Source organism: uncultured Microbacterium sp., from assembly GCF_963524805.1.
In the GTDB taxonomy this organism is placed as follows: Bacteria; Actinomycetota; Actinomycetes; order Actinomycetales; family Microbacteriaceae; genus Microbacterium.
Genome location: NZ_CAURGG010000004.1, coordinates 79,049 through 98,201, shown reverse-complemented (window position 1 = coordinate 98,201; position 19,153 = coordinate 79,049). Strand labels below are relative to the sequence as shown.

The 19,153-nt window shown below is 70.4% G+C and carries 19 protein-coding genes; 13 read left to right on the top strand and 6 right to left on the bottom strand.

Features of this window, described 5'->3' with window-relative positions:
• Positions 1–416: 416 nt before the first annotated feature.
• The 3 genes from RWQ91_RS10295 to RWQ91_RS10285 all read left to right on the top strand — a co-directional run bounded on the left by RWQ91_RS10295 (position 417) and on the right by RWQ91_RS10285 (position 2,450).
• Positions 417–1,286, top strand: coding sequence for a fused MFS/spermidine synthase (locus tag RWQ91_RS10295; protein ID WP_314505697.1), 870 nt, complete (start codon positions 417–419; stop codon positions 1,284–1,286).
• A 103-nt stretch (positions 1,287–1,389) separates the two neighbouring features.
• On the top strand, positions 1,390–1,917 hold the full coding sequence (locus tag RWQ91_RS10290; RefSeq protein ID WP_314505696.1) for a hypothetical protein: 528 nt from the start codon (positions 1,390–1,392) through the stop codon (positions 1,915–1,917).
• Between the two features lie 44 nt (positions 1,918–1,961).
• Entirely contained in the window at positions 1,962–2,450 is a 489-nt protein-coding gene (locus RWQ91_RS10285; RefSeq protein ID WP_314505695.1) for a SprT-like domain-containing protein, read from the top strand.
• A gap of 4 nt (positions 2,451–2,454) precedes the next feature.
• Here RWQ91_RS10285 and RWQ91_RS10280 read toward each other — a convergent pair whose 3' ends face one another.
• A complete protein-coding gene (locus RWQ91_RS10280; protein WP_314505694.1) occupies positions 2,455–3,084 on the bottom strand; it encodes a 2-phosphosulfolactate phosphatase in 630 nt (209 codons plus the stop codon).
• A 43-nt stretch (positions 3,085–3,127) separates the two neighbouring features.
• Between RWQ91_RS10280 and RWQ91_RS10275 the strand changes: the two genes are divergently transcribed.
• Positions 3,128–3,664: a hypothetical protein gene (locus RWQ91_RS10275; protein ID WP_314505693.1), complete on the top strand. Its 537-nt coding sequence runs from the start codon at positions 3,128–3,130 to the stop codon at positions 3,662–3,664.
• Position 3,665: 1 nt separating this feature from the next.
• Here RWQ91_RS10275 and RWQ91_RS10270 read toward each other — a convergent pair whose 3' ends face one another.
• The 3 genes from RWQ91_RS10270 to RWQ91_RS10260 all read right to left on the bottom strand — a co-directional run bounded on the left by RWQ91_RS10270 (position 3,666) and on the right by RWQ91_RS10260 (position 7,614).
• Positions 3,666–5,138, bottom strand: coding sequence for an FtsX-like permease family protein (locus RWQ91_RS10270; RefSeq protein WP_399546256.1), 1,473 nt, complete (start codon positions 5,136–5,138; stop codon positions 3,666–3,668).
• A complete protein-coding gene (locus tag RWQ91_RS10265) occupies positions 5,135–5,911 on the bottom strand; it encodes an ABC transporter ATP-binding protein (protein WP_314505691.1) in 777 nt (258 codons plus the stop codon). The genes RWQ91_RS10270 and RWQ91_RS10265 overlap by 4 nt, the downstream gene beginning before the upstream one ends.
• Positions 5,912–5,991: 80 nt before the next feature.
• Positions 5,992–7,614 (bottom strand): phosphatase PAP2 family protein, encoded by a 1,623-nt coding sequence (locus RWQ91_RS10260; RefSeq protein ID WP_314505687.1) that lies wholly within the window; start codon positions 7,612–7,614, stop codon positions 5,992–5,994.
• A 111-nt stretch (positions 7,615–7,725) separates the two neighbouring features.
• Here RWQ91_RS10260 and RWQ91_RS10255 point away from each other — a divergent pair, with 111 nt between their 5' ends.
• Positions 7,726–8,418: a hemerythrin domain-containing protein gene (locus tag RWQ91_RS10255; protein WP_314505684.1), complete on the top strand. Its 693-nt coding sequence runs from the start codon at positions 7,726–7,728 to the stop codon at positions 8,416–8,418.
• A 12-nt stretch (positions 8,419–8,430) separates the two neighbouring features.
• On the opposite strand, the gene RWQ91_RS10250 is transcribed toward RWQ91_RS10255, so the two are convergent.
• Positions 8,431–9,075 (bottom strand): response regulator transcription factor, encoded by a 645-nt coding sequence (locus tag RWQ91_RS10250; protein WP_314505681.1) that lies wholly within the window; start codon positions 9,073–9,075, stop codon positions 8,431–8,433.
• On the bottom strand, positions 9,072–10,247 hold the full coding sequence (locus RWQ91_RS10245) for a histidine kinase (protein ID WP_314505678.1): 1,176 nt from the start codon (positions 10,245–10,247) through the stop codon (positions 9,072–9,074). Before RWQ91_RS10245 ends, RWQ91_RS10250 begins: the two co-directional genes overlap by 4 nt.
• Before the next feature lie 229 nt (positions 10,248–10,476).
• On the opposite strand from RWQ91_RS10245, the gene RWQ91_RS10240 reads away from it, so the two are divergent.
• From RWQ91_RS10240 to RWQ91_RS10205, 8 genes are all read left to right on the top strand, one after another.
• Positions 10,477–11,325: a nitrilase-related carbon-nitrogen hydrolase gene (locus tag RWQ91_RS10240; RefSeq protein ID WP_314505672.1), complete on the top strand. Its 849-nt coding sequence runs from the start codon at positions 10,477–10,479 to the stop codon at positions 11,323–11,325.
• A 40-nt stretch (positions 11,326–11,365) separates the two neighbouring features.
• On the top strand, positions 11,366–12,802 hold the full coding sequence (gene hydA, locus RWQ91_RS10235) for a dihydropyrimidinase (protein WP_314505670.1): 1,437 nt from the start codon (positions 11,366–11,368) through the stop codon (positions 12,800–12,802).
• Positions 12,803–12,851: 49 nt separating this feature from the next.
• Positions 12,852–13,868 (top strand): TIGR03842 family LLM class F420-dependent oxidoreductase, encoded by a 1,017-nt coding sequence (locus tag RWQ91_RS10230; protein WP_314505666.1) that lies wholly within the window; start codon positions 12,852–12,854, stop codon positions 13,866–13,868.
• Complete coding sequence (locus tag RWQ91_RS10225; protein ID WP_314505665.1) at positions 13,865–14,809, top strand: ABC transporter permease subunit; 945 nt, start codon at positions 13,865–13,867, stop codon at positions 14,807–14,809. The genes RWQ91_RS10230 and RWQ91_RS10225 overlap by 4 nt, the downstream gene beginning before the upstream one ends.
• Positions 14,806–15,645 (top strand): ABC transporter ATP-binding protein, encoded by an 840-nt coding sequence (locus RWQ91_RS10220; protein WP_314505662.1) that lies wholly within the window; start codon positions 14,806–14,808, stop codon positions 15,643–15,645. Before RWQ91_RS10225 ends, RWQ91_RS10220 begins: the two co-directional genes overlap by 4 nt.
• Positions 15,642–16,451, top strand: a complete 810-nt coding sequence (locus tag RWQ91_RS10215; protein ID WP_314505659.1) for an ABC transporter permease subunit — start codon at positions 15,642–15,644, stop codon at positions 16,449–16,451. Before RWQ91_RS10220 ends, RWQ91_RS10215 begins: the two co-directional genes overlap by 4 nt.
• A gap of 42 nt (positions 16,452–16,493) precedes the next feature.
• A complete protein-coding gene (locus RWQ91_RS10210) occupies positions 16,494–17,663 on the top strand; it encodes an ABC transporter substrate-binding protein (protein ID WP_314505657.1) in 1,170 nt (389 codons plus the stop codon).
• A gap of 80 nt (positions 17,664–17,743) precedes the next feature.
• Positions 17,744–19,057, top strand: coding sequence for an aspartate aminotransferase family protein (locus RWQ91_RS10205; RefSeq protein WP_314505656.1), 1,314 nt, complete (start codon positions 17,744–17,746; stop codon positions 19,055–19,057).
• Positions 19,058–19,153: the final 96 nt, after the last annotated feature.

The window sequence follows — 19,153 nt, the reverse complement described above, 5'->3', positions numbered from 1 at the left end:
CCGCTCCCGTGCACAGTGCCGGATGTGCTTCCGCGTCGGCAGCCGCCGCCGTGCACGGGATTCGGCGCCGGTTCGGTGCGATGCCGTATTCAGGCTGAGTGCGCATGCGCCCGCGCGGGCGGCCCGGAAATCCGCCCTCCCGACGCGCGGCCCCGCCACCTAGCCTGAATTCGGCACGCGCGCACCGCCGGCGCACCGCCGGCGAACCCCCGCGCGCGCCGCCGGCGAACCGCCGGCCGAACCGGCGGGCTCGCCCGACTCGCTGCGCCGAACGCCTCGTGCCGAATTCAGGCTGAGTGCGCACACGCCCGTGCTTCCGCCCCGAGAATCCGCCCTCCCGCCGCGCGGCCCCGCCACCTAGCCTGAATTCGGCACGCGCGAAACCCCGCACGAACCCGGCGGGATACCGTGGACCCATGGCCCGCGCCCGCTTCGAGGACACCCCCGCGTCCGTGCGGCTCTCGGACGGCACGCTCGCGCACGTCGTCCGCTCCGAATACGCCGGCGGGTGGGAGCTGCAGGTGGACGGCACCCCCCAGTCGCACGTCGACCTGGACGATCCGACCCACCTGCACTTCGAGTACGTCGCCCGCATGGGCGCCGTGATCGACCTGCTCCGGGTGCCGCGTCAGCCGCTCACCGCCGTGCACCTCGGCGCCGGCGCCCTCACCCTGCCCCGGTACGTCGACGCCACACGGCCCGGCTCCCGCCAGCAGGTGATCGAGCTCGAACCGGCCCTGGTCGAGCTCGTCCGCGCGGAGCTGCCGCTGCCCAGGGGCGCGTCGATCCGCGTGCGGATCGGGGATGCGCGGGAGGCCCTCGGCCGCCTGCCGGCCGCGCTCACCGGCAACGTCGACCTGCTGATCTCGGACGTGTACGCCGGCTCGCAGACCCCCGCGCACCTGACGACCGTCGAGTTCTACGCGGCTGCGGCGAAGCTCCTGGCTCCCGAAGGCGTCCTGCTCGTGAACGTCGCCGACGGGGCCGGACTGAGGTTCGCGCGCCGCCAGGTCGCTACCGTGCAGGCCGTGTGCGCGCACGTGATCGTCCTCGCCGAGGTGCAGGTGCTGAAGGGCCGCAGATTCGGCAACCTGGTGATCGCCGCCTCCCCCGCCCCGCTGCCGTCGGAGTGGCTGCCCCGGCTCATGGCCGCTGGCCCGCACCCCGCCAAGGTCGCACAGGGCGCCGAGCTCGAGGAGTTCGCGCTCGGCGCGCGCGTGGCGACGGATGCCGATTCCACCCCCTCGCCCCGGCCCGCGGCATCCGTCTTCGAGCGCCGACCCTGAACCCGTTCGCGTGTCGCGTCGGCGACCGGCGAGTCCGCCCGGAGTGCGGCCGCCGCCGGGGCACACTGGATGAGCGAACACCTCGCGCGGAGAGGAGCCGGCAGTGAGCTACATCCACGGGTACGACCCCGACACCCTGCGCGAGCAGGTCGATCCTCGCGCGTGCAAGGAGCGCCTCGACGAGATCGGCGAGCAGCGGAGCCTTCCCGCGCTTCTGGAGCGCGTCTGGCTGCTGAAGGTGCTCGGGCGCCTCGAGGACTCGCTCGTGCTCTCGGAGCAGTCGGTGCGCGTCGCCCGCATGGCGGGCACCCGCAAGGACCTGCTGCGCGCCCGCATCCTGCACGCGTCGGTCCTGCAGTTCCGGGGGGCGTACGCCGCCGCCGAGCAGGAGCTCACCTCGTGCGCGTACGAGGCCGAGGGGCAGGAGTGGAACGCGATCGCCGCGTTCGCGTACACCCATCGCGGGAAGGTCCACTACGACGCCGAGGACTTCGTCTCGGCGCGCGCGGACTTCAAGCGGGCTCTGTTCCTGCGGCAGGAGTCCGGCGCATCGGACGACCAGCTCGAAGCCGCGCTGCTCGCGATCGACGCCGCAGATCGACGCCGCACCGGCGCGTCGGTCGCCAGCTGACGCTCGCCTCGGCAGTGTCGTAGGGATGTTCTAGTCTCGTTCCCATGTCGGATCTTCACCGTGTGCGCGTGTGGGCAGACGCGCTGATCGCCCACCACCTCGACGACTCGTGGTCTTTCGGGTTCGACAACGCCAAGCGCCGCGCGGGGCTGTGCGACTTCACCCGCAAGCGCATCAGTGTGTCGCGCTACCTCGCCGCGCGCTACGACGACGACACGAACCATCAGACACTGCTGCACGAGGTGGCGCACGCCCTGGCCGGGGCGAAGGCCGGGCACGGGCCGACCTGGAAGCGCATCGCCCGCGAGCTCGGCTACGTCGGCGGCACGACGCACCACGGCGAGACGGCGATCGAGCTCGCGCCCTGGATCGGCGTCTGCCCCGCCGGTCACCTCGCCTATCGGCACCGCCGGGTGACGCGGCCCGCCTCGTGCGCCAAGTGCGCGCCGCGCTTCGACGAGCGGTTCGTGTTCACGTGGGCCCGGCGCGAGATCAGTCCTTCCGTCCGGCTCGCCGCGATGACCCCCCGCTGAGCCGTCAGTAGGCGCGGAAGACGCCGTCGCGCAGGACGGGGACGAGGGATGCCGCATCCACGGCCGCCGCCGCGAGCACCTCGTCCTGCCGACCGCGCTCGATGAGCTCCAGACCCGAGCCGCTCGCCGTGAGCAGGTGCTTCGCGGCACGGCGCAGCGCCCGGAAGGACTCGGCCGCCACTGCAGCATCGGGCGACGTGTGGTCGATGCCCAGAGCGCCCAGGGCATCCACGACGGCGCCCGCGCCCAGCTGATCCTCCATCGCGAAGCGCAGGCGGGCGTCGACGCTTCCGAGCTCTCCGGCCGCGATCACGGCGATGCTCGTGCGCGCGCCCCGGCGCTGCTGCTCGGCGAGCGCCGCGGCCGCGACCGCGGAGGCGTTGGTCAGGGCGCCCAGCAGCACGAGTGCGCCGGCATCGGCCGCCGCGGCGGCCACCGCTGCCCCGTTGATCGACACGGCGTGGGCTGCGGCGTCCAGCCGGTAGCGCTCACCCCGCTGCACGGCATCGATCACCGTCGTGGAGAACCGCAGCACATCGACGACCACGACGATCTCGGCCGGCGCGAGCCGGGCGAGACCGTCGACGCCCCACTCGAGACGCACCTGGTAGGTGGACTGGTCGAACGGCGGCACCGGAACAGCCTAGAGCCGACGACCGGAGTGCGAGACTGGGAGGATGCGCATCCTGCTCAAGCTCGTCATCGACTGCGACGCGGATGCCGCGTGGCGGGCCGTGCACTCCCCTCGAGCCGTCGCCGAACTGTACGGGCCGCTGATGGACCTCGCGCCGCTCGCGCCGGAGGGCCTGCCGACCACCTGGGAGCCCGGCGGAGACGTTCCGGTGCAGCTCTCCCTCGCCGGCATCGTTCCCCTGGGACGACAGCTGATCCACATCAGCGAGCGCACCGTGCAGGACGCGAACGGGCCGGTGCGGATCTTCCGCGACAGCGGCATCCCGCTCACCGGCCCGCTGGCCAGCCTCGACGTCTGGGACCACCAGATGGCGATCTCGCCCGCGCCGGGAGACCCCACCCGAACGCTCTGGCGAGACCGGCTGACGATCGGCGGGCCGACCGCGCTCGCGATGTGGCCGATGCTGTGGGCGACGTGGCAGTGGCGGGGCGCGCGCATCGCGGCGATGGCACCCACCTGGGCGCACGACCCGGAGCCCGCGAAGGAACCGGTCTCCGAGCCGGCCACGGACGCCGCCTGACTCACTCGGCGAGCGCCTCTACCGGCGCGACCCGGGTCGCAAGCCGCGTGGGCACGACGGCACCGACCAGCGTGAGCACCGCCGTCGCGCCGACGACCGCGACGACCGGCCAGAACGGCACCGCCGGCCAGACGAGATGCGCGGAGTGCGCCATCGTGGCATCGACCGGCACCGAACCCAGCAGGGATTGCGCGCCGGCCCACCCGTAGACCACCCCGAGCACGAGACCGGTTGCCAGCGCCGCGATCGTGAGGTGCGCGGCCTCCAGCAGCACCACGCGACGCACCTGCGCGTTCGAGAGCCCGAGCGCCCGCAGCAGACCGAGTTCGCGACGGCGCTGCACGACTCCGATCGTGAGGAGGTTGACCAGCCCGACGCCCGCGATCACGGCCGAGACGGCGACCAGACCCATCATGATCGCCGCGAAGGAGTCCAGCACCGTCGCCATCTCCGCAGGCAGCGACCCGCCCCCGGCCGCGGTCAGCACGGCCTTGACCGATTCGATCGCCACCGCGAACATCGTCACGAGCGTCACCCCCATGACGACCCCGATCGCCATGCGCGAGGATCGCTCCGGATAGCGCAGCGCATTCTCGGCCGCCAGGCGTGCGGTCGCCGAACCACCGAACAGACGCCCGATGAGGCGCAGCACCGGCGGCATGACGAACGTCGCCCCGAGGGCGAGGCCGGTGAAGGACAGGATGCCGCCGACGAAGGCCACCGCCACGCCGAGCGGCGAGATCAACCCGAGCGCGATGCCCGCGACCAGGAGCGATCCTCCCGCGACGAACAGCGCGATCGCTGCGACGTTGCGGCCACGACGGACGCCGACCTCGTCGCGCGACGCCTCGACCGATCCGCCGAGAGCCTGCAGCGGCGTCACCGTCAGCACCCGTCGCGATCCTGCCCACGCCGCCGCCCACGTCGTGAGGGCGACGATCGCGGCGGGGATCACCAGCACCGGCTGCACCAGGGTGAAAGCGATGCCCTCGAGCCCCAGCATCCGCCCCGCGATCCACACCCCGCCCGCCGCCACGGCCGTGCCGCCCACGAGACCGAGGAAGGCCCCGATGACGCCTACGACCAGTCCCTGCCGCGCGACCTCGGAGCGCTGCCCGCGTGCGGATGCTCCGATCAGACGCAGCAGCGCGATGCGGCGGGTGCGGCCGGCGATCACCGTCGAGAACGTGTTCGCGGTGACGATCGCCGCGACGTACACGGCGACGCCGACCAGGATCACCGTGAGGAAGCTCAGCACGAACCCCAGCATCTCGCTGCCGCCGATGAACGGGTCCGAGCTCAGCATCGCCGCGATGTATCCGGTCGCCGAGATCAGCAGCACCCCGAACGCGCTCGAGATCGCCGCGACGAGCACGCTCGCGCCCATCCCGCGTTCACGCAGCCACGCGAGGGGGGCGGATGCCGTCGCCCGTGCGGGCGTATCGTGTCGGCGGCCCGCCGCGACGGCGCTCACGCGCTCACCGCCGGCCGGCCGAGCTCGGACGCCAGCATGTAGGCGGCGATCTGCTCGGCGCTCTGGCGCGGCTTGTCCGCGACGATGCGTCCGTCGCCCAGCAGGATCACGCGGTCGGCGTGACTGGCGGCGATCGGGTCGTGCGTCACCATCGCGATCGACTGACCGTGATCGCGGCTGGCGGCCTGGAGCAGGCCGAGCACCTCGCGGCCGCTGCGCGAGTCGAGATTGCCGGTCGGCTCGTCGGCGAACACGAGATCGGGCGCGGTCGCCAGCGCCCGGGCGATCGCGACGCGCTGCTGCTGGCCGCCGCTCAACTCGTGCGGACGATGCCGCAGCCGCGACTCGAGGCCGAGCGTCTCGATGAGGCCGTCGATGCGGGCTCGCTCCAGGGCGCTGGGGCGGCGGCCGTCCAGATCGAACGGGAGCAGGATGTTGCCCAGGGCGTCCAGGGTCGGCACCAGGTTGAAGGCCTGGAAGACGAAGCCGACGCGTCGGCGGCGCAGGATCGTGAGCTCGAGATCGGTCAGGGCGGTGATGTCGGTGTCGCCGATCCACGCGCGGCCCGACGTGGCGGCATCCAGCCCCGCCATGATGTGCATGAGCGTGGACTTGCCCGAGCCGGACGGCCCCATGATCGCGGTGAACTGCCCGCGCCGGATGCCGACGCTGACGTCGTCGAGCGCGCGCACCGCACTGCCGGCACGCCCGTAGGTCTTCGTGAGGTTCTGCACCCGGGCGGCGAGGCCGAGGTCTGTCGAGGAGAGGTTCATGCCTCCGACGCTACGAACGCGCACCGGCGACCGCGTCGCCCGGGAGACCCATCTGCGTACATCTCCAGGATGACGGCGGTTCAGCGCGGAGCGGACTCCAGCACCTGCTGCTCGCTCGACGGCGCCGGCGCGTAGACCCGCAGGGCGCGCGGAAGGATGCGGCAGCTCAGGGTGTACCGTCCGTCCTCGTCGACTGCGGGGCGGCGCTGCAGCTCGCCGTCGTGTGCGTAGAACGTCGCCTCGCCCGGCCCCGGCCGCACCGTGATCGTGATGTCGGTCGCGGTGATGTGCTCGATGTCGGATGCCGGGGGCAGCAGCTGCAGCGCGCGCAGCGCGGCGCGCGTCGCCGCGCCGAACGACATCGCCGCCACCGCCTGGAGACGTGAGCCGCGGGCGTGCAGCACCCGCACGTCCAGGACGTCGTCGGACAGGGTCTGTCGCTGGAATGTGGCGACCTGGCCGGGGATGTTGCGTCCGACCCCCGCGAAGACCGACCACACCCGCGCCCGCCTGCCGCGGATCACGACGTCGATCGGCTCGGCGTCGCGAAGCCCCCGCCAGGTCGCGGCCACTCCGCCGATCCACTTGCCCAGCCGGGCTTTGCGCTTCGTGCGCTCGGCCACGAATTCCGGATAGATCCCGATCGAGGCCGAGTTCAGCACGGTGGTGGTGCGCTCGCCGGCGGTGACCTCGGCGACGCTGGCCGCGATGCCCGCGCCGGCCTGCAGCGCGTCGATGGCCAGGTCGACGCTGGCGATCCCGGCCGTCCGCGAGAAGTGGTTGAACGTCCCGCCGGGGAGCGCCAGGAACGGCACGTCGAACTCCATCGCCAGGTGGGCCATGCGCGACACGGAACCGTCGCCGCCGTAGACGCCCAGCACGTGGGGCCGGTCGGGGCCGCTCATGATCGCGCGCACCACGTCGTCCATCGCCTCGCCCGGCTCGAGCTCGCGCACGGAGGCCAGCGGCAGACGCTCGGCGATCGTCGGACGCGGGTCGAAGCGGATCACCGCGGTGCCGGCGCCCTGGTTCATCACGATCAGCACACCGGCGCCGTCCTCGATCGCCGGCAGCTCGATCAGCTCGACGACCTGCTCGACCTCCGGCTCGGCGGCGGCAGGCCGCTCGCGCGCGGGGACCAGGAGCCGGCCGAGCAGCGCCACGCCTGCGCCGATCGCCACGCCGCCGACGACGTCGGAGAGCCAGTGCGCGCCGACGTGCAGCCGTGAATAGGCCACCGCTGCCGCGAACGGGGCCACGATCGCACCGGCCTGTGGCGACTCGAGCGCGACACCGGTGGCGAACGCCGCGGCGCTCGCGGAGTGTCCGGACGGAAAGGAGGAATTCGTCGGGTACGCGCGCAGACGCCGCACGACCGGAACCTCCGCGAACCCGGGCCGGCCGCCCTGGAAGAAGCTCTTGACGATCACGTCGGAGACGAGACCGGCGACGACCACGGAAGCTGCCCCGCGCACGGCCGCGCGGGGTTTGCCCAGCGCCATGAGCCCTGCGGCCACGCCGTACCAGAGCAGGCCGCGATCGGCCGCACGGCTGAGCCGGCTGTAGGTGCGATCGTGCACGTGCCATGAGCGGGAGGCGTTGATGCGGCGCCCTGCTGCGCGGTCGAGCCGGCGCACCCACGCGGGCATCGTCCGCCGACGCCGCAGGAGGGCGAGGGGATGCCGTGAGGCGGGTGAGGGCATATGCCGAGAGTAGCCACCCCTCCGCTGCGCAAGGGGCCATTGCCGTGGGGCGCTCGAGTGGCTACCGTCGAAGCGCCCTGCCCGATCGCCCGAGCGCCGAAGGAGCACGTCATGGCCGCCACTCCCCTGCCCGCCGAAGGCGAGCCCCCGGCCGGCACCGTCAAGACCTGCGATGCCAGCGGCATGATCGAGATCCACCGGATGTTCCGCCGCGGCTTCGGCGAGGCGCCCGCGCTGGTGCGCACTGTCGCATCGGGCGACACCGCGCATGCCGCCGTGGTCGCAACTCAGCTGGAGACCACGTCGGCGAGCCTGCACGCCCACCACGACGGGGAGGACGAGCGTCTCTGGGGAGCGCTCGAGGACCGCGCACCCTCCTGCACCGACCACGTGGAGCGGATGAAGGAGCAGCACGCGGTCATGCTCGTGCATCTGCGCGAGCTCGATCGCGCGCTCCCGGCGTGGCGGGCCAGCGCGTCGGCGCTGGATGCCGTTCCGGTGCTCGCCGCCCTCGACGGGGTGAATGCGGCTCTGGAGGTGCACCTGCCCGACGAAGAGGCCAACATCGTTCCGGTCATGGAGAGGACCATGACCGACAAGGAGATGGACTGGTTCTCCGAGCACGGACGGCGCTCGACCCCGAAGGGTCAGACCTGGAACCAGCTCGGCGCGATCCTGGCCTCCCAGCCCGACGGCGGCGACGAGTGGCTGCACAAGCACATGCCGCCTCCGGCACGGCTCATGTGGCGCTGGATCGGCAAGCCGAAGTACGCCAAGCACCGCGCCGCACTCGAAGGCCGCTGAGAGACCCGACGCTCACGCGAGGCCGTGCTCGAAGGCGAAGACGACGAGCTGCACCCGGTCGCGCAGCCCCAGCTTGCTCAGGATCCGGCTGATGTGCGTCTTGACGGTCGCCTCCGAGAGGAACTCGCGGCCGGCGATCTCCGCGTTGGAGAGCCCGCGCGCGGCGAGGGCGAAGATCTCCCGCTCGCGCTCGGTCAGCCGGCTGTACGCGGGCGGTAGCGCGCGGGGAGCGGGATCGGCGAAGTGCGCGAAGAGGTCGCGTGTCGCGGATGCCGCGATCACGGCCGAGCCGGAATGGACGGTGCGGATCGCCGCGAGCAGGAACTCGGGGTCGGCATCCTTGAGCAGGAACCCGCTCGCACCCTGGCGGATCGCGCGGGCTGCGGCCTCATCGAGATCGAACGTCGTGAGCATGACCACGCGTGGCGGGTCGGGGTCGCGCAGCAGTTCGGCCGTCGCCGCCAGGCCGTCCATGACCGGCATCCGGATGTCCATCAGCACGACATCGGGTCGCGTCGCCCGCACGACGGTGAGCGCCTCGCGCCCGTCGGGCGCCTCGCCGACGACCTCGAGGTCCGGCTGAGAGTCGATCAGCATGCGGATACCGGCGCGGAAGAGAGCCTGATCGTCCACCAGCACGACGCGGATCGTGCTCACTCCGAACCGCCCGCCGGGAGCACGGCGGTCACGACGAAATCTCCGTCGCGATCGGAGGCGCTGAGGATCCCGCCGACCAGGCTCGCCCGCTCTCCCATGCCGATCAGACCGTGCCCCGACGGCCGCGGGCGATCGCCGGCCTTCAGGCCGTTGCGCACCTCGAGCTCCACCCCGGCCGCGCCTCGGGCCACCGTGGACCGCCAGGCGAGCCGCACGGTCACCGGTCGGCCGTCGCCGTGGCGCAGCGCATTCGTGAGGGCCTCCTGCAGGATCCGGTACAGCGCGAGCTGCACCGCCGCGGAGGGCTCGGCGAGCGGCGCGGGATCGACGTCGACCTGCAGCTCGACGCCGGCCGAACGCACCTGCGCGTACAGCTCCTCGAGGTCGGCGAGGGTCGGCTGCGGACCCGCTGACTCGGCATGCCGCAGCTGGGTGAGAAGCAGCCGGACGTCGGCGAGCGCGGCACGGGCGGTGCTCGAGATCGTGCCGAGCGCCTGCGTCGCGGCGGCCGGATCGGCGGAGGCCGCATAGCGTGCACCGTCGGCCTGCGCGATCACGACCGCGAGGGAGTGTGCGACGACGTCGTGCATGTCGCGCGCGATGCGCACCCGCTCCTGCTCCGTGGCCGCCTCGGCTTCGGCGCGCACCTGAGCGGCGCGGTTCTCGCGGGCGCGCAGCGCGGTGCGCACCAGCGCACCGATCGTCCATGACAGCATGAGGGCGAAGCCGGCCGCGATGAGCACGGCGAAGGCGACCGGAAGCGTCGACAGGCTCAGCGCACCGCCCGCGAAACCCGGCACGACGAACAGGTACGCGGTGATGACCACGGCGCCGACGATCGTCGAGGCGAAGCCGAGCCAGAACACCGCGCGCGAGCCGTAGGCGGCGGTCGCATAGAGCACCGCGAAGATCGCGATGTCGGCGACGGCCGGCGGGCGCCCGAGCATCATCTGCAGCACGGCGGCGATCCAGGCCACCGCCAGCGCCAGGCCCGGCGAGACCCGCCGCAGGGCGAGGGCGACCGCCAGCAGCAGACAGGGCAGCACGCTGGCGGGCAGACTCACCGGTCCGCTGCCGTATCCGGCCACTTCCGACCACAGCGCCACGACGGCGAAGACGCCGGCCACGGCGACGTCGACGATCAGCTGGGCGGGCGTCATCGAGCGGAACACGGATTCACGCTACGTGAGACCCGATGTCACGGCATCCGTCTGCAGGTGTATCCGTCGCGCCTCTTGCCGCGGATCGGCCTCAGGCTTTACTGTCCGGACACAGGCTGAAATCGATGGGAAACGTCGAGGGACCAAGATCGAACAGCGGGGATGATCCCCACCGGCACCCGAAACCGGTCCCCGTCGATGGCAGCACGAAGTGGATCAGCAGAGACGGACGGAGACCGGCATGACGACGGTACGCGCGGCAATCACCCAGACGACCTGGACGGGCGACAAGGAGTCGATGCTCGACAAGCACGAGCAGTTCGCGCGGGATGCCGCCGCCCAGGGAGCGCAGGTGATCTGCTTCCAGGAGCTGTTCTACGGGCCGTACTTCGGCATCACCGAGGACAAGAAGTACTACCGCTACGCCGAGCCGGCCGACGGCCCGATCGTGCAGCGCTTCGCTGCTCTGGCGGCCGAACTGAACCTGGTCATGATCCTGCCGATCTACGAGGAGGACATCACCGGGGTCTACTACAACACCGCGGTGGTGGTGGATGCCGACGGCACGGTGCTCGGCAAATACCGCAAGCACCACCTGCCGCATCTCGACCGCTTCTGGGAGAAGTTCTACTTCCGTCCCGGCAACCTCGGCTACCCCGTCTTCGACACGGCGGTCGGCAAGATCGGCGTCTACATCTGCTACGACCGGCACTTCCCCGAGGGCTGGCGGGAGCTCGGCCTCAACGGCGCGCACATGGTCTTCAACCCCAACGCGACCAAGCCGGGCCTGTCCAACCGGCTGTGGGAGGTCGAGGGGCCCGCCGCCGCGGTCGCGAACGGGTACTTCGTGCTGCAGCCCAACCGCGTCGGGCGCGAGGACAACGAGTACGGCGAGCTGGCGGTCGATTTCTACGGCACCAGCCAGGTGATCGATCCGCGCGGCAACTTCATCGGCGAGCGCGGTTCGGGAACCGAGGAGGAAGTGCTCATCCGCGACCTCGAGCTGAACATGGTGCAGGAGATGCGCGACGACTGGCAGTTCTACCGGGACCGCCGGCCCGACTCGTACACGATGATCGCGAAGCCGTGACACCGGTGATCGAGTAGCGACGAAGGAGCGTATCGAGATCATGGCAACCACACTCATCAAGAACGGCACCGTCGTCTCGGCGACCGGCCGCTCCCAGGCCGACGTCCTCATCGACGGCGAGACGATCGTCGCCGTTCTGCAGCCGGGCTCGCAGCTTCTCGGCACGGATGTCGCGGCATCCGTCGACCGCGTGATCGACGCGACCGGCAAGTACGTGATCCCCGGCGGCATCGATGCGCACACGCACATGGAGCTGCCCTTCGGCGGAACCGCGGCCATCGACACGTTCGAGACCGGCACCCGCGCCGCGGCGTGGGGCGGCACGACGAGCATCATCGACTTCGCGGTGCAGCGCTACGGGGAGCGCATCCAGGACGGCCTGGCCGCGTGGCACGCCAAGGCGGCGGGCAACTGCGCGATCGACTACGGCTTCCACCAGATCATCGGAGGGGTGGATGCCGATGCCCTGGCCGCGATGCCGGGGCTGATCGACGAGGGCATCACGAGCTTCAAGCTGTTCATGGCCTACCCCGGCGTCTTCTACTCCGACGATGCGCAGGTGCTCAAGGCCATGCAGGTCTCCCGCGAGACCGGGCTCATGACGATGATGCACGCCGAGAACGGTCCGGTGATCGACGTGCTGGCCGCGCAGCTGATCGAGGAGGGCAAGACCGACCCCTACTTCCACGGCATCGCCCGTGCGTGGCAGATGGAGGAGGAGGCGACCCATCGCGCGATCATGATCGCCAACCTCACCGGCGCCCCCCTCTACGTCGTGCACGTGAGCGCGAAGCAGGCGGTCGAGCAGCTCGCGGCGGCCCGCGACAAGGGCCAGAACGTGTTCGGCGAGACGTGCCCGCAGTACCTGTACCTGTCCCTCGAGGAGCAGCTCGGAGCCTCGAGCGAGGAGTGGGGCCGATTCGAGGGCGCGAAGTGGGTGTGCTCGACTCCCCTGCGCTCGCGCGCGGAGGGCCACCAGGATCACATGTGGCAGGCGCTGCGCACGAACGACCTGCAGATGGTCTCGACCGATCACTGCCCGTTCTGCATGAAGGACCAGAAGGAGCTCGGGCGGGGCGACTTCCGCGCGATCCCGAACGGCATCGGGTCGATCGAGCACCGCATGGACCTCATGTACCAGGGCGTGGTCACCGGCAGGATCACCCTCGAGCGCTGGGTGGAGCTGACCTCGACCACTCCGGCGCGAATGTTCGGACTGTACGGCCGCAAGGGCGTGATCCAGCCCGGGGCGGATGCCGACATCGTGGTGTACGACCCGGACGGCCACACGTCCATCGGCCTGGGAAAATCGCACCACATGAACATGGACCACTCCGCCTGGGAGGGATTCGAGATCGACGGTCACGTCGACACCGTGCTCTCGCGCGGCAAGGTCATCGTGGACGGCAACGAATACCTCGGCGCGAAGGGCGACGGCCGCTACCTCAAGCGCGGCCTGAGCCAGTACCTGACGTGATGCGCTTCGTCTCGCTTCGCACGCTCAACGACCGGAAGAAGAGCAACTGATGGATTTCGGCGTCGTCCTCCAGACCAACCCTCCCGCCGCGCGCACCGTTCAGCTCGCGAAGCTGGCCGAGGCGCACGGGTTCAGCCACGTGTGGACCTTCGACTCGCACCTGCTGTGGCAGGAGCCGTACGTCATCCACTCGGCGATCCTCGCCGAGACCAAGCGCGTCACCGTCGGCCCCTTCGTGACGAACCCCGCGACCCGGGACTGGACGGTGACGGCATCCGTCTTCGCCACGCTCAACGAGATGTACGGCAACCGCACGATCTGCGGGATCGGCCGGGGAGATTCGGCCGTCCGGGTCACCAACGGCAAGCCGGTCACGATGCGGGAGCTCCGCGAATCGATCCACGTGATCCGCGAGCTCGGCAACTCGCGGCCGGTCGAGTACAACGGTGCGACGATCCAGTTCCCCTGGAGTCGCGGATCCGAGCTCGAGGTGTGGGTGGCCGCCTACGGCCCGCTGGCTCTGAAGCTCACCGGCGAGGTCGGCGACGGGTTCATCCTGCAGCTGGCGGACCTCGACATCGCCGAATGGATGATCAAGACGGTGCGCGAGGCCGCGGCGAATGTCGGGCGCGACCCTGACTCGATCGCCTTCTGCGTGGCCGCACCGATGTACATCGGCGAGGACCGGGAGCACATGCGCGACCAGTGCCGCTGGTTCGGCGGGATGGTCGGCAATCACGTCGCGGACATCGTCGCGAAGTACGGACACCACGGCGATGTGCCGGAGGCGCTCACCGACTACATCTCCGGCCGCACCGGGTACGACTACAACTCCCACGGCAAGTCCGACAACGATCACGTGGACTTCGTGCCGGACGAGATCATCGATCGCTTCTGCATCCTGGGCACCGCCGACGAGCACATCGCCAAACTCAAGGCCCTCCACGCGATCGGGGTGACGCAGTTCGCGGGCTACCTCCAGCACGACAACAAGGAGGAGACGCTGCGCGTCTACGGCGAGACCGTGATCCCCGCCCTCACCGAGCACGTGACCGCCAAACGATGACGAGCCCGGACACCGGTCGCCTGGCACGATTCCGGCGCACGGGCGAGCAGCCGCAGCGGTGGGGCGCGGTAATGTGGGGCGCCCTCGGCATCATCGCGATCATGCTGCTCTGGGAGCTCTACAAGTTCGTCGGCCCGGCGGAGGGCGTGGTCATCGGCGGTGTCGCCGGTCAGACCGGCTCGGGCGTCATGATCCTGCCGCGCACCCACGACCGGGCGATGCCGCACATCTGGGACATGGTGGCTCGGCTCTTCGAATCCACCAGCGGCGGCAGCACGCCGCCGCTGTGGGTCTCGGTCGCGTCCGCGGCGCTGATCACCCTGGGTATCGCGGCCGTCGGCTGGATCATCGGCGTGGTCGTCGGCGCGTTCTTCGGTCTGATCATGCAGCGCTGGCGTCTGGTCGAGTGGGGCCTGCTGCCGTGGATCGTGGTCAGCCAGATCGTGCCCCTGATCGCCTTCGCGCCGGTCGTCAACGCGATCGGCAGCCAGATCTCCCGTGGCGGAGCGCCGTGGCCGCAGTGGCTGTCGGTGGCGATCATCGCCTCGTACCTGGCGTTCTTCCCGGTGGCGATCGGCGTGCTGCGCGGGCTCAACGCGCCCGACCGGATCCACATCGACCTCATGCAGACCTACGCCGCGGGCTACTGGCCGACCATCGTTCGGCTGCGACTGCCGGCCGCGGTGCCGTATCTGCTGCCTGCTCTTCGCCTGGCCGCCGCCAACGCGGTGCTGGGCGCCGTCGTGGCCGAAGTCTCGATCGGCATGCGCGGCGGCATCGGCCGCATGCTGATCCAACTCGCCGGCCAGGCATCGAGTGACCCGGCAGCCCCGTGGGGGCCGACCTTCGGCTCGATCGCCCTCGGACTGATCGCGGCCGGTTCTGTCGCCGTCATCGCCCTCGGGCTCAGGAAGTACCGCAGAGGAGAAGCGACAGCATGACCGACCCTTCGGCAGGCTCCGGCACAGCGACGAGATCAGGGACCCCCACGGGTCTCGCCGTGCACGCGCGCGGCGTGGGCAAGGTCTTCCCGACGAAGGGCGGCGACGTCGTCGCGCTGACCGAGGTCGAACTCGAGGTCCGCGCCGGCGAGTTCGTGTCGCTCATCGGTCCCTCCGGATGCGGCAAGTCGACACTGCTGCGTCTGATCGCCGACCTCGATCAGGCCTCGAGCGGAGACCTGCGCATCTTCGGCAAGCCCGCCCGCCAGGCACGCATCGACCAGGACTACGGCATCGCCTTCCAGCAGGCGGGGCTCCTGCCCTGGCGCACCGTGGCGGCGAACATCGCGCTTCCGCTCGAACTGCAGGGAACCGCTCGCGCGGCCCGGGCGACCCGCGTGGCGGAACTGGCCGAGCTCGTCGGCCTGTCCGAATTCACGGACCGCTACCCAGACCAGCTGTCGGGCGGGATGCAGCAGCGCGTCGCGATCGCACGGGCGCTGGCGACGCAGCCGCGCCTCCTGCTGATGGACGAGCCGTTCGGCGCCCTCGATGAGATGACCCGCGAACACCTGCAACTGGAGCTCGCCCGGATCGCGCTCGAGACCGAAGCCGCCGTCGTCTTCGTCACGCACTCGATTCCCGAGGCCGTCTTCCTCTCCGACCGCGTCGTCGTGATGAGCCCGCGACCCGGCCGCATCACGGACGTCATCACGACCGAGCTCGGCGCCGAGCGCGGAGAGGCCCTGCGTGAGTCGCCGGAATACTTCGCGCGGGTCACGGCGGTCCGCGAAGCACTGCACGGTGCTCCCATCGAGAGGGCGAACGAGCGATGACCGCCTCGCCGGTGACGACACTTCGACAGGCTCACAGCCCCGTTCCGCGTACCCTCCCGTCCTGGCTGCGCTTCGTCGCACCCATCGTCGTCGGCGTGCTGATCCTCGTGCTGTGGTCCGTCTACGTGGCGACGGGCCTGGCCCCCCGGATGCTGCCTGCCCCGAGCGCGATCGGGGCAGAGTTCGTGCTGCGCTGGGACATCATCTCCAACGCCATGCTCATCACGGCCACCAATGCCCTGATCGGTCTGCTCGTCGGATCGATCCTCGCCGTTCTCCTGGCCTCGCTCGCCGCCGCCGCACGGCCGATCGACGGTATGCTCGCCCCCCTCGTGGCCGCGCTCGCCGTCATCCCGATCGTGGCCATCACGCCGATCATGAACACGATGTTCGGCGCGTCCAGCCAGTTCGGCCGGCAGGCCGTGGCCACCATCGCCGCGTTCATCCCCGTCTTCGTCAATGTGCTGCGCGGCTTCCGCCAGACCCGGCCGGTGCACCGGGATCTGCTCCGCGCGTCGGCTGCCACCCGCGGGCAGACCTTCCGGCTGCTCACCCTGCCGACCGCGCTGCCGTATCTGATGACGGGACTGCGGATCGCGGCATCCCTGGCCGTCATCGCCGCCCTGGTCGCCGAGTACTTCGGGGGTCCCGCAGACGGCATCGGCACGGCGATCGCGACGTACGCGAAGTCCGGCCGCGCTGCCCTGGCGTGGGCGTATGTCGTCGGCGGCATCCTGATCGGCCTCGTCTTTTTCCTGGTGACCGCGCTGCTCGAGCGCATCGTCACCAGACACACGTCGGTCTGACCGGCCGCACCACCTGCATCATCACAACCCGAAAGGAACAGCATGAGACACGGCACCAGGCGATTCCTCGCCATCACCGGGGCAGCAGCAGTCACCGCCCTCGCGCTCGCGGCGTGCTCCGCCCCGGCACCGGAGGCCACCACCGGCGCCGACGGCGACTTCGAGCCGATCACCGACATCAAGCTCCAACTGCAGTGGCTGCCGCAGGCGCAGTTCGCCGGCTATTACGTGGCACTGGATCAGGGGTATTTCCAGGACGAGGGCTTCGACTCGGTCGAGATCGTCCCGTCCGGCGGCGACATCGTCCCGCAGGACGCACTCGTGGCCGGCGACGTCGACTTCGCCATCGCCTGGGTGCCGAAGGTGCTCGGCACCCTGGAGGCCACCGGCGTCGAGCTCACCGACATCGCGCAGGTGTACCAGAAGTCGGGCACCCTCCAGGTGTCGTGGGCGGGCGACGGCATCGAGTCGGTCGCCGACTTCGAGGGCAAGCGCATCGGCTCGTGGGGTTTCGGCAACGAATGGGAGATCTTCGCCGCGATGGCAGCGGATGATCTCGACGCGAGCGGGGTGTCGATCACGACGCAGGACTTCAGCATGAACGCGCTGCTGGACCGCGATGTGGACGCCGCGCAGGCGATGACCTACAACGAGTGGGCCCAGATCCTCGAGGTCGTCAACCCCGCCACGGGCGAGCTGTACCAGCCCGAGGACTTCGACGTGATCAGCTACGAGGACACCGACGGCGCCATGCTGCAGGACGCCATCTGGGCCGACACCCTGCGACTTGATGACCCCGCCTATGCCGACGCCGCCGTGCGTTTCCTGAAGGCCGTCACCAAGGGATGGGTCTTCGCGCGGGACAACCCCGAAGAGGCCGCGCAGATCACCTACGACGCCGCGATCAACGCCGAGGCCGCATTCCCCGTCGGTCCGGTCCACCAGCAGTGGCAGATGAATGAGGTCAACAAGCTCATCTGGGCCGGTGGAGACTTCGGCATCGTCGATCAGGCCGCGTGGGACAAGACCGTCGCCGGCGCGCTGTCGGCCAAGAACCAGGACGGCCTCGAGCTCATCACCACAGAGCCCGCCGACTCGGCGTACTCGAACGAGTACATCGAGCAGGCATTGGCCGAGCTCAAGGACGAGGGCGTCGAGGTCGGCGGGGAGTACACCCCGATCGACGTCGTGCTCACCGAGGGCGGACAGTAGCCTGGATCAGTCATCGAGCGGAGTGGGGCTTGTGCCTCGCTCCGCTCGATGAGTGAACCGACCCGACGAAAAGGACGACGATGACCGACGATCTGGACGCGACGGCGAAGAGGCTGGACCGCGAGTACGTGTTCCACTCCTGGCTTGCGCAGGCGAACCTCGACCTGCCGGTCATCGCCGGCGGATCCGGCAGCACCGTGTGGGACCACGCGGGAAATCGGATGCTGGACTTCTCGAGCCAGCTCGTCAACGTGAACATCGGCCACCAGCATCCTGCCGTCGTCGCCGCCATCCAGGAGCAGGCGGGCATCCTCTCCACCATCGGTCCGGCGACGGCGAACCTGACCCGCGGACAGGCGGCGCAGCGAATCATCGACAAGGCGCCTGAGGGGTTCGCCAAGGTGTTCTTCACCAACGGCGGCGCCGATGCGAACGAGAACGCGATCCGCATGGCCCGTCTGCACACGGGCAGAGACACGGTGCTCTCGACGTACCGCTCGTACCACGGCAACACCGGAGGCGCGATCGTCGCCACCGGCGACTGGCGCCGGATGCCGAATCAGTACGCCCGCGGACACGTGCACTTCTTCGGTCCGTACCTGTACCGCAGCGAGTTCTGGGCGACCACGCCCGAGGAGGAGTCAGCACGGGCGCTGCACCACCTCGAACGCGTCATCGTCTCGGAGGGTCCGAACACGATCGCGGCGATCCTGATGGAATCGATCCCGGGGACTGCCGGCATCCTCATCCCGCCGCCCGGCTACCTGGCGGGTGTGCGTGCGCTGTGCGACCGCTACGGGATCGTGCTGATCCTCGACGAGGTCATGGCGGGTTTCGGCCGCACCGGGCGCTGGTTCGCGTTCCAGGGCTACGACGTCGTACCCGACCTCATCACTTTCGCGAAGGGCGTGAATTCCGGCTACGTGCCTGTCGGCGGAGTGATCATCTCCGACGCCATCTCGGCGACCTTCGATGATCGTGTGTTCCCGGGCGGCCTCACCTACAGCGGGCACCCGCTGGCCGCGGCATCCATCATCGCCTCCATCGATGCCATGACGAACGAGGGCATCATCGAGAACGCCCGCCGGATCGGCGCCGACCTGATCGGTCCCGCGCTCGCGGAACTCGCCGAGAAGCACGCGATGATCGGCGAGGTGCGCGGCGAGGGCGTGTTCTGGGCGGTCGAGATGGTCACCGACCGCGACACCCGCGAACCCGTCTCTGCCGCGACGATCGGCCAGCTGAAGAAGGAGATGTCCGCGCGCGGCCTCGTTCCTTTCTCGGCCGACAACCGCATCCACGTCGTGCCGCCCTGCGTCGTCACCGACGACGAGGTCGCCCAGGCGATGGCGATCTACGACGAGGCGCTGACCGCGGTGGAGGCCGCGGGCTGACCTCGCCGTTCCCGCCCCCTACCGGCGGCCGCACCAGCGACTTACGCTGGGCGGATACGCGCCCACGGACGTGCCACAAGCACGCCGAAGCAGAAG

Bases quoted from the DNA above. Each gene is read 5' to 3' on its own strand.
- RWQ91_RS10295 (WP_314505697.1), top strand. From the start codon at position 417: ATGGCCCGCGCCCGCTTCGAGGACACCCCCGCGTCCGTGCGGCTCTCG.
- RWQ91_RS10285 (WP_314505695.1), top strand. From the start codon at position 1,962: ATGTCGGATCTTCACCGTGTGCGCGTGTGGGCAGACGCGCTGATCGCC.
- RWQ91_RS10275 (WP_314505693.1), top strand. From the start codon at position 3,128: ATGCGCATCCTGCTCAAGCTCGTCATCGACTGCGACGCGGATGCCGCG.
- RWQ91_RS10265 (WP_314505691.1), bottom strand. From the start codon at position 5,911: ATGAACCTCTCCTCGACAGACCTCGGCCTCGCCGCCCGGGTGCAGAAC.
- RWQ91_RS10260 (WP_314505687.1), bottom strand. From the start codon at position 7,614: ATGCCCTCACCCGCCTCACGGCATCCCCTCGCCCTCCTGCGGCGTCGG.
- RWQ91_RS10255 (WP_314505684.1), top strand. From the start codon at position 7,726: ATGGCCGCCACTCCCCTGCCCGCCGAAGGCGAGCCCCCGGCCGGCACC.
- RWQ91_RS10240 (WP_314505672.1), top strand. From the start codon at position 10,477: ATGACGACGGTACGCGCGGCAATCACCCAGACGACCTGGACGGGCGAC.
- hydA (WP_314505670.1), top strand. From the start codon at position 11,366: ATGGCAACCACACTCATCAAGAACGGCACCGTCGTCTCGGCGACCGGC.
- RWQ91_RS10230 (WP_314505666.1), top strand. From the start codon at position 12,852: ATGGATTTCGGCGTCGTCCTCCAGACCAACCCTCCCGCCGCGCGCACC.
- RWQ91_RS10225 (WP_314505665.1), top strand. From the start codon at position 13,865: ATGACGAGCCCGGACACCGGTCGCCTGGCACGATTCCGGCGCACGGGC.
- RWQ91_RS10220 (WP_314505662.1), top strand. From the start codon at position 14,806: ATGACCGACCCTTCGGCAGGCTCCGGCACAGCGACGAGATCAGGGACC.
- RWQ91_RS10215 (WP_314505659.1), top strand. From the start codon at position 15,642: ATGACCGCCTCGCCGGTGACGACACTTCGACAGGCTCACAGCCCCGTT.
- RWQ91_RS10210 (WP_314505657.1), top strand. From the start codon at position 16,494: ATGAGACACGGCACCAGGCGATTCCTCGCCATCACCGGGGCAGCAGCA.
- RWQ91_RS10205 (WP_314505656.1), top strand. From the start codon at position 17,744: ATGACCGACGATCTGGACGCGACGGCGAAGAGGCTGGACCGCGAGTAC.